At 64.4% G+C, this 1,760-nt stretch carries 1 protein-coding gene; it reads left to right on the top strand.

The genetic code is table 11. The features are described 5' to 3' along the window. Positions 1-2: 2 nt before the first annotated feature. Positions 3-1,760: efflux RND transporter permease subunit (locus P0D96_RS47870; protein WP_408321304.1), on the top strand; the 1,758-nt coding region annotated here is incomplete at its 3' end.

The following is a 1,760-nucleotide window of genomic DNA, read 5'->3' as shown; positions in this document are numbered from 1 at the left end:
TGCTGATCTTTATCGTCGGCCCGCTGGCGATACTGCGCACGCCGACCGATATCTTTCCGAACATCGATATTCCGGTGGTCAGCATCGTCTGGAGTTTTAACGGCTTCTCCGCCCAGGACATGGCGAACCGCATCACGTCGAACTACGAGCGCGCACTGACCTCGGACGTCGACGATATCGAGCACATCGAGTCGCAATCGCTGAACGGCGTCTCCGTGGTGAAGATCTTTTTTCATCCGGGCGCGGACATCAATCGTGCGATTGCCGAGGCGGCTTCCAATTCGGCGTCGATCCTGCGCGTGCTGCCGCCGGGCACATTGCCGCCGAACATCATCACGTATAACGCGTCGACGGTGCCGATCCTGCAACTCGGCCTGTCCAGCAACACGCTCTCCGAACAGCAACTCTACGATCTCGGCAATAGCCAGATCCGCACGCAACTGGCGACGGTGCAAGGCGCGTCGGTGCCGTTGCCGTTCGGCGGCAAGGTACGGCAGATCATGGTGGATATCGATCCGCGCGCGCTGCAGGCCAAGGGACTCGCGCCGCTCGACGTGGTCAACGCGGTCAACGCGCAGAACCTGATCCTGCCGGGCGGCACGGCGAAGATCGGCACGAAGGAATACAACGTGCAGATGAACGGCAGCACCGACACGGTGGCCGCGCTCAACGATCTGCCGATCAAGACGGTCGCCGGCGGCGTGGTGTACGTGCGCGACGTCGCCCACGTGCGCGACGGCTACGCGCCGCAAACCAACATCGTGCGCAGCGACGGCAAACGCGCGGCGCTCCTGACCATCGAAAAATCCGGCAGCACCTCGACCCTCACGATCATCCAGCAGGTCAAGGCGATGCTGCCGCATATCGCCGCCGGCCTGCCGAGCGCGCTGCACATCACCGCGCTGTCCGATCAATCCGTATTCGTGAAGTCGGCCGTGGTGGGCGTGGCGCGCGAGGCGCTGATCGCCGCCGCCCTCACCGCCTTGATGATCCTGCTCTTTCTCGGCAGCTGGCGCGCCACGCTGATCATCGCGGTATCGATTCCGCTCGCCGTGCTGACCTCGCTGATCGCGCTGTCCGCGCTCGGCCAGACCATCAACATCATGACGCTCGGCGGCCTTGCGCTCGCCGTGGGGATTCTCGTCGACGACGCCACGGTCGCCATCGAAAACATCACGCATCATCTGGAGAACGGCGAGCCGTTGCACGACGCGATCCTGAACGGCTCCGGCGAAATCGCCGTGCCGACTTTCGTCTCGACGCTGTCGATCTGCATCGTATTCGTGCCGATGTTCCTGCTCTCCGGCGTGGCCCGCTATCTGTTCGTGCCGCTCGCCGAAGCGGTGGTGTTCGCGATGATCGCGTCTTACCTTTTCTCGCGCACGCTGGTGCCGACCCTCGCGATGTATCTGATGCGCGCGCGCAGCAACGCGCCGGTCACCGGCAACGGTCCGATTGCGTGCCTGATCCGCTTTCAGGCCGGCTTCGAGCAGCGCTTCGAGCGGCTGCGTGAACGCTATCGCGGCGTGCTCGGCGCGGCGATAGCGAGTCCGCGGCGCTTCATCGCGATCTTTCTGCTGCTTTGCATCGGCTCGCTTGCGCTGGTGCCGTTCACCGGGCGCGACTTCTTCCCGGCGGTGGATACCGGCGAAATCCGCCTGCATCTGCGCGCGCCGACCGGCACGCGGATCGAGGACACCGCGAGCATTACCGACCAGGTCGAAGCCCGCGTGCGCGACGTGATCCCGAAGCAGGAACTC

The sequence above is a fragment of the Paraburkholderia sp. RL17-347-BIC-D genome (assembly GCF_046027915.1).
GTDB lineage: Bacteria > Pseudomonadota > Gammaproteobacteria > Burkholderiales > Burkholderiaceae > Paraburkholderia.
The sequence above is the reverse complement of the archived record's forward strand: the minus strand, read 5'-3'. Positions and strand labels throughout refer to the sequence as shown.